We start from the raw sequence: 7,827 nt of genomic DNA, 5'->3' as shown, positions 1-7,827 counted from the left end.
TCACAACAAAGACCCTCCCGGCACACGGGCGAGATAGCGCCAAACAGTGCGTGGGTCCAGTTCGATGGCCGGTAGTCTACCACACGGGAGCTTCAGAACATAACAAGACCGAAAAGTGGCGAAAGGCGAGAAAAGTGGCTGGACCGGGCAAACAAGCTATCTGTCGGGAAACGCGGGAATTACCCGCGGGCCTCCAAACGTAACCCGTGCGTTGTGTGTGGCCTCACAGCATGTACAGGAACGGCGATATTGCGCTTCCACCGGCGACCCACATTAATAACCCCAGCAGCATCAAGGCCAGGATAATCGGAGCCAGCCAGAACCGCTTTCGAACCCTCAGAAATGACCAAATCTCTTTCAGCGTTTCCATGGAGACATACTATCTCATCGCTGTCGGATACGGCAACGCAGGTCGGTCCGGCAGTCTTGTGACACAACTTCTATCTTTTGCACGTGAGCCACTCGCGCCGGTGCAGACTAGGGCTAAAACTGATTCCGGTAACGCGCGGAATCGGCGGGTTGCTCGTCAGGATCTTCCCAATACGTTGCAGACGAATCGTGCCACGTCCTCTTCAACGGATCGCTCCCAAACCAATCGTTTAGATACCTCGCGGGGGTTAACACCGCGTAGTACGCTACCGTCAAGAGCACGCGCGTCATCACCCAATTGATGGCTTCGGCAAACCGCATCCACACCGAAAACACGGGGCCCAGTACGCGCGGAATTATCAACCCCGTCAAGAGGAACACACTCGCCAGTCCGAGGAAAACAAAAGGTATATTCGACGTCAGCCACCAGCGAATCCCGGCCAGAACCGAAAATGCCACGGCCATAGTCACGCCAAATTTGCGCTGTTCTTTCCGATCTCTAACATCAATTCGCTTCATTGCAGGGCCGCTCAATCCAGTTCATATTCGCGTTTCCACTCGTCCGATTCAGGCCACGGCGGTTGCTGCCGTTTGTCAAGCAGAAACGACCCCATGGCAAGGTAGTCCATGTTCGTGCGCATAAAACACGCATAGGCCTCGCGGGGCGTACAAACAATAGGCTCGCCGCGAACATTAAACGACGTGTTAATTATCACGGGGCATCCCGTCTTCTCATTGAAGCGCGCGATAAGGTCGTAGTAGAGGGCGTTGTCCTCGCGGTTCACGGTCTGAATGCGCGCGGAGTTGTCCACATGGGTAATCGCCGGAACCGTTGATCGCGCCACCTTCAGTTTCTCAAATCCGTTCAACCCCGCTTCTTCGGGCCGTAGCTCGCGCAAACGGTTCTTTGCGACGTCGGCGACCAGAAGCATATACGGGCTTTCGCGGTCCAGTTCGAAGTATTCGCTCACAGAGCCTTCAAGCACCGACGGTGCGAACGGACGGAACGATTCGCGGAACTTGATCTTGAGATTCAGCACCGATTGCATATTTCTTGAACGCGCATCGCCGAGAATACTCCGCGCCCCCAGCGCGCGGGGTCCAAATTCCATCCTCCCCTGGAACCAGCCCACGACCGTTTCATGCGCAATCAGATCGGCCACGCGCTCCACCAGATCTTCCCGCGACAAGCTCTCGTAGGGGATATGCTCCTCATCCAAGTACGAGCGGATGGCATCGTCCGTAAATTCGGGACCGAGATAGGTACCCTTCTGTCGCCTGCGGTCCGGCGTTCTCTCATTTCCCAAGATCTGGTGCCACGCAAAGAGTGCCGCCCCCAACGCATTCCCGGCGTCACCCGACGACGGCTGAATCCAAATGTCGTCGAACGGCCCTTCGCGCAACAAACGCCCATTGGCCACGCAATTGAGCGCCACACCGCCCGCAAGCGTGAGATACCGTGCGCCCGTCGCCTTGTGCACGGTCTTCGCCATGCGCAGCAACACCTCTTCTGTAACCACCTGAATCGAGCGCGCCAAGTCCATCTCGCGTTGCGTGATCTTGGTCTCAGGCTTCCGATTGGGCCCCCCGAACAGTTGCGCAAAGCGATCGTTGGTCATCCGAAGCCCGGCACAGTAGTCGAAGTATTCCATGTTGAGACGGTAGGACCCATCTTCTTTGATGTCTATCAACTTCTCCCTGATGACGTCCACGTACCGGGGCTCGCCGTAGGGCGCAAGCCCCATCAACTTGTATTCACCGCTGTTGACCTTGAAACCTGTGAAGTACGTGAACGCGGAGTAGAGCAATCCAAGCGAATGCGGAAAGTTGATCTGCTTTAGAATCTCAACGTGATTCCCCCGTCCAATGCCATAGGTCGTCGTTGCCCACTCCCCCACTCCATCCACGGTAATGATGGCCGCTTCTTCATAGGGGCTGGGGAAAAACGCCGAGGCTGCATGCGCCTGGTGATGGGTCGTAAAGAGTATGTTGCCCTTGTACCCCAGTTCGCGCCGAATCACGTCGCGCGTGAAGAGCTTCTCCTTCAACCACAAGGGCATCTGCGAAATAAACGACCGCAATCCATAGGGCGCCATCGCTATGTACGTCAAAAGCAGCCGCTCAAACTTCAAAAAGGGCTTATCATAAAAGACAATGTAATCGAGACCGTCTACATCAATTCCGGCCGCATCAAGGCAGTAGGCAATGGCACGCTCTGGAAAAGAGGGGTCATGCTTCTTGCGCGTGAATCGTTCTTCCTGCGCCGCGGCAAATATTTCGCCGTCGCGCACAAGACAGGCTGCGCTATCGTGATAAAAGGCCGATATTCCAAGGATGTTCATGCGGTAGTTCCGAGTGCTGAAACGCGCAGCATTCTAGTGCCAAATCAATTCACCTGCAAGCCACCCGTCTCCGCAAACACTACTTTGCGGAGTGCGTCATCCCTCGCCCTCTCCATACCGGCGAAGTTCGAGTGAGTATCTGAGCAATCGTCGTCAGGCTGATGCCGGCCAACAGGATTCCGGTGAGCGGCGTCAACCATGGCGCACCCTTGCGGATTCGGCTGATAATGCGCGCGCGCGCCTGAGACCGGACCGTGGTGACATACAGCGCGATCGCCAACGCGGCGCTCAAAGAAGCTCCCACGCCAAACGCCGCCGATGCGTACTGCGCCCAAATCGCGGCCACTGCGTAAGGCAGCGGAAGCACGAGACAAAGCAAATTGAGCGTCAGTTCTCCCATACTGTGCAGCACGCTGTCTTTGAAACTCGTGCGGTTTTTGCGCACCCAATGCCGCCACATCTGGCGAAAACTATCGTATTGCCGCCACCGCAACATCCCGCGCGTCCAACCCACCGCGGACTTGGCTCCCCATTGCTTTAGAAGGGCCGCCAGATACGTATCCTCCGGCTCGCGCCCGGCCAACGCCCGATGACCTCCGCTCTCGAAATAGACCTGCTTGCGCACCAGCATGAACGGCCCCACTCCAATTGGTCTGGCGCGTGGCTTTGACAAGTCTTTCGGAACCACCATCAGGAACATGCTCCACTTCAGCGTGAGCAGCAATTCCTCCAGCAGCGAACCGTTATTGATGTAGGGGACAATCGTCAGAAAGTCGATGCCATCGCGGAGGGCGTGCCGGATCGCGCATGCCAGCGCCTTCGGATGATAAACGACATCGGCATCGGTCAGTAGGAGCCATTCGGATGCGGGATTCGCTAGATTGGCCGCTTGCCACACGGCGTTGGCTTTTCCCTGCCAACCCTTTGGCAGCGCGGGATCGTGCAAGACCCGAATAACCGGACACTCCGAGGCCACCCGGTCCGCAATAGCGCCGGTCGCATCGGTGGAATGATCGTTGATTGCGATGGCCTCGAACGCCGGATAGTCTTGTGCGGCCACGGAACGCAACGCCGCTTCCAGTTTGTTCTCTTCGTTTCGCGCAGGGATGATTACGGTCGCAAACGGCAACGCGTTCTCCCCGTCCGGCGCGTCTTCCTCGCGCAACTCAAAGAGACCGCGCAATCGCTGCTCAAACAGAGCGGTCCACGCCCAATACGTCACAAAGATGTACAGCCAGACAAAGACTGCAAGCCAATAGGTCCACGGCCGGTGTACGAAGATAGCCGCCAGAACAATTACCAGACCCAAGAAGCGTTGGCTCACGGTTATCAGTCGAGTCTTTCGTGAGACCGATAACGGATCGGGAATGTAGACTGCTTCGGGTTCTTGCGTTTCCATGGTGCGAGACTATGCCACCGCTGGGGCCTCGCGCACAGGAGGCTTCGGCAACGTCCATGCGATTCCCAAAGGCACGGCAATCACGGCTGCGGCAATCGCATAAGCCTGAGACGCCCCGAGCCGCCAATACAATAAGCACGCCACCAGCGGTCCCAACGCTCGGGCCAACGATTCCATGGATCGGAAGACGCCGAGAACGCGCCCCTGCTCCCGCTCCGGCGCATAGAGCGAAGCCAACGCCGATAGACACGGGCGCACCTGCGCCGAACCTACCGACATGATGGCCAATCCAAGAAACAATACCCACGACGAATAGGCGTATCCGACGAGTACCAAACCCGGAATGCACAGGGCCAGTCCCTGCATGCCCATTCGCTTGGGACCGATCGCATCACTCTTGCGGCGGACATACGAACCTTGGGTCATCGCAAGCACAATGCCGATGAACAGCATGACAAGGGTAAGGCGCTTGGGGCCATAATTCAGCCGGTCCGCCGCCAGAAAGGTCAGCGAGAATTCCATTCCCGAAAACGAAAGGATGTAGATGAAATAGATGAGATTCGTTCGCGACACACCGGGCGCAGACCGCATCGCAAATAGCGCCAGCGGATTGATGCTGCGCTGCGCCGCCGCGGATGCGCCTGTCGCCAATGGGCGGGTCTCTCGAAGGAACAACGCCACACACAGGAAATTGGCCACAGCCAAGAGCAGCGCTCCCAACGCCCCGGAAGTGAACTTGTTAATGCCGTAGGCCGTCAGCGAGGGAAACAGTTCCGCGAAATTAACCGCGGACGCAAAACCGCCTACTGTAGGCCCCAACATGAATCCCATCCCAACGGAAAAGCCCAGCATGGCCATCCCGCGGGAGCGCTTCGTCTCGGGCGTCACATCCGCGATCACCGCGCTCGCCGCCGCGATGTTCCCACTCATCAGCCCACCAACCACGCGCGAAACAATTAGCAGCGAAAAGCTGCCCGCAAAACACCATATGAGATACGACAACGCCATACCCGCCGTCGAAAACAGCAATATCGGGCGTCTCCCATATCGGTCGGAAAGACTGCCGAACAGTGGTGCGCAAAGAAACTGCAGCAAGGCGTACAGCGATCCCAACAGACCGCCGAACAGAACCACGTGCCCGCGCCCCCCTGCTCCGCCCATGGCCACGCTGAATTGGTCGAGCACGCCAACGATGGAACGCAATACGCCAGACTGCCCTTCAAGGTCGAGGTAATAAGTCAGCATGCTGGGATAAAGCGGAAAGATCAGAGACAGTCCCGCCATGTCGAGCAATACGACCAGATAGGCCGTCTTCGTGGCCGCACGTATACTGCGTTCGTCAAGTGAAATTGTTGGAGAAGACATGTTACTCATTTCTTGTCGCTGCTCAGCCTGCACATCAAGAGGCATGACGCTACAGGAATGGACTCAATCTATTCAACCAATGCGACAGCAATACGACAGCATGGCGAATCGAGTCAGGAACACCCGCCCCGGATCGCTCGGATATCGCCATGTTGATTGTGCCGATTATCCGTCGAACTGGCAGAATATCGGCAGTCGTTGAATGCCCGCACCCCCCCCACCTCGCGGAATATGTAACGCGACGCGCCACATAGACAACTTCCCCTTCTTCTTCTGAATATAATTGCCTGTGCATTCCTCCGACTCAATAACCTGTCACCTAATGACTTGGCCATGCGGTTTCGCTTGACCAATCCCTTGCACGTCGCGGCTCAGCGCCGCCATCCGAAACCGAACCTGAGAAGGCACGCAACTTGCTCCCTTCCGCCTGCAAGGGAACGAGTAATCTGTCCTAGACAAGGCATCCTGAAGTGACTTGAGCGACGGGGAGCGTGTTCATACTCTCTGCAGAAGGGGGTTCCAGCCATCCGCCGCCGTACCACACGGCTACCCTGATAAGGACCGGCTTTGTGCTCAGCACGCTTCACGATGATGAGATTGGACGAGCCGGAAGCAGGAGAAAGAAAATGCGCACCGACGTTGATGGTGTGGACGCCCTATCCGAGCCTAGCAACGATGACCCCATTCTCGAAAGCCCAATTGGACACGATACAACACTGAAGCGCCGGTCAGCGCCATCGCGCAGGGAGTTGTTGTTCAAAGGACTATTCGCGGCTCTTGCCGCGACGGCATCGGGTTGCCCTACCGGAGGCACGCCGACCGATCCCGACCCCGATCCCGACCCCGATCCCGATCCTGACCCAGATCCTGACCCCGATCCCGACCCAGTCAGCAATGAAGAGGCATTGTTGAAGCTGGTCGATCGAATTACATTCGGCCAGAATGAATACGAGCTTCAACTCGCTCACAGCCTCGGCTACGAGGACTACCTTGAATATCACCTGAATTACACGGCCATCGACGACAGCACGCTCGATGCCATGCTCGCCCCCCTGACTACCCTCAACATGACGGCCGCGGAAATTGTCTTCTCGGAGCAGCAGAAGCACTACTCGATGTATGAACTCATAGCCGCCGTGATTCTTCGCGCCTGCTACAGCAAACGCCAGCTCTTCGAGCGCACGGTGGAACTCTGGACGGACCACTTCAACATCTACATCGAGAAAGACGGACAGTCCTTTCTCAAGCCCGTAGACGATCGTGAAGTCATCCGCAAGTTTGCCCTCGCAAGCTTCCCTGAACTTGCTTGGGCAAGCGCGCACAGTCCCTCTATGCTCACCTATCTCGACAACGACCCCAGTTCCAAGGAAGCGCCTAACCAGAACTACGCGCGCGAGTACCTTGAATTGCACACCTTGGGCGTAGACAACTACACACAGCAAGACGTCGAAGAAGTCGCCCGGTGTTTTACAGGATGGTCCGTGCGATGGGATTGGCTCAGCGACGACTTTGGCACGTTCCGGTTCAGCCGCTGGACTCACGACAACGGCGAAAAGACCGTGCTCGGGCGCACCATTCCCGCAGACGGCGGCATAACGGACGGCGAATTCGTGATCAATCTCGTCACAAAAGACCCGGAGATTTCGCAGATCACCGCCCGATTCATCGCGAAGAAGATCGCCCGCCACTTCTGGGGGTACAACCCTCCAGACGCCCTTATCACCGAGATCGCCGCCGCTTACACGGCGACTCAAGGCGACATACGCGCCATGTTGCGTGTCGTGCTCGCCGAAAAATGGATCGCGATCGCGCCGCCAAAACTGAAACGCCCGTTCCACTACGTGGTGTCCACGTTCCGCGCGTTAGACGCGGACATAAACTCCGAAGACGCATTGTGGGGAATCCTGTACGTCTTGGGACTTATGGGTCACGTGCCGTTCGATTGGGCCCCGCCCAACGGATACCCCGACGCGTCGGCATTCTGGTCTGGACTCCTGCTTCCCCGCTGGCGCTTCGGCGCAATCGTACCCCTGCAAGGCGACTATCTGGGCATCGACTTCTCTCCATTTCTGGCGGACATGACGACGCAGGAGTTTCTCGATCTCGTGAACGCCCGCGTCTTTCGTGGTGCCATGACCGACTACGAACTGTCCGCCCTCCAGCAATTCATCGAGGAGCATCCGGATTGGGACTACCGAAAACTCGAAACGATCGGCCTTGCGCTGAGTTCACCTGGATTCCAGTGGTATTGAGGGAATCAGGGACTGACCCAAGCGAAGCGTAGCGCAGACGGGTCTGTCCCTGATTTCCGCGCCGCACCAAAATTGAAGTATGAGGAATTCAGGGACTGAC

At 57.2% G+C, this 7,827-nt stretch carries 6 protein-coding genes; 1 reads left to right on the top strand and 5 read right to left on the bottom strand.

Annotation, left to right across the window (positions count from 1 at the left end; genetic code table 11):
- Nucleotides 1–223: 223 nt before the first annotated feature.
- From K1Y02_13995 to K1Y02_13975, 5 genes are all read right to left on the bottom strand, one after another.
- Nucleotides 224–370 (bottom strand): hypothetical protein, encoded by a 147-nt coding sequence (locus K1Y02_13995; protein MBX7257471.1) that lies wholly within the window; start codon nucleotides 368–370, stop codon nucleotides 224–226.
- A 113-nt stretch (nucleotides 371–483) separates the two neighbouring features.
- The gene (locus tag K1Y02_13990) at nucleotides 484–888 is read right to left on the bottom strand and encodes a hypothetical protein (GenBank protein ID MBX7257470.1); all 405 of its coding nucleotides are present in this window, start codon (nucleotides 886–888) and stop codon (nucleotides 484–486) included.
- A gap of 11 nt (nucleotides 889–899) precedes the next feature.
- The gene (locus K1Y02_13985; protein MBX7257469.1) at nucleotides 900–2,711 is read right to left on the bottom strand and encodes a carbamoyltransferase; all 1,812 of its coding nucleotides are present in this window, start codon (nucleotides 2,709–2,711) and stop codon (nucleotides 900–902) included.
- A 79-nt stretch (nucleotides 2,712–2,790) separates the two neighbouring features.
- The gene (locus K1Y02_13980; protein MBX7257468.1) at nucleotides 2,791–4,110 is read right to left on the bottom strand and encodes a glycosyltransferase; all 1,320 of its coding nucleotides are present in this window, start codon (nucleotides 4,108–4,110) and stop codon (nucleotides 2,791–2,793) included.
- 9 nt (nucleotides 4,111–4,119) lie between these two features.
- Complete coding sequence (locus tag K1Y02_13975; protein ID MBX7257467.1) at nucleotides 4,120–5,475, bottom strand: MFS transporter; 1,356 nt, start codon at nucleotides 5,473–5,475, stop codon at nucleotides 4,120–4,122.
- Nucleotides 5,476–6,101: 626 nt separating this feature from the next.
- Here K1Y02_13975 and K1Y02_13970 point away from each other — a divergent pair.
- Nucleotides 6,102–7,727 carry a DUF1800 domain-containing protein gene (locus K1Y02_13970; GenBank protein ID MBX7257466.1) on the top strand — a complete coding sequence of 542 codons (1,626 nt, stop codon included), beginning with the start codon at nucleotides 6,102–6,104 and terminating at the stop codon, nucleotides 7,725–7,727.
- Nucleotides 7,728–7,827: the final 100 nt, after the last annotated feature.

The organism is Candidatus Hydrogenedentota bacterium, from assembly GCA_019695095.1.
GTDB lineage: Bacteria > Hydrogenedentota > Hydrogenedentia > Hydrogenedentales > SLHB01 > JAIBAQ01.
The sequence above is the reverse complement of the archived record's forward strand: the minus strand, read 5'-3'. Positions and strand labels throughout refer to the sequence as shown.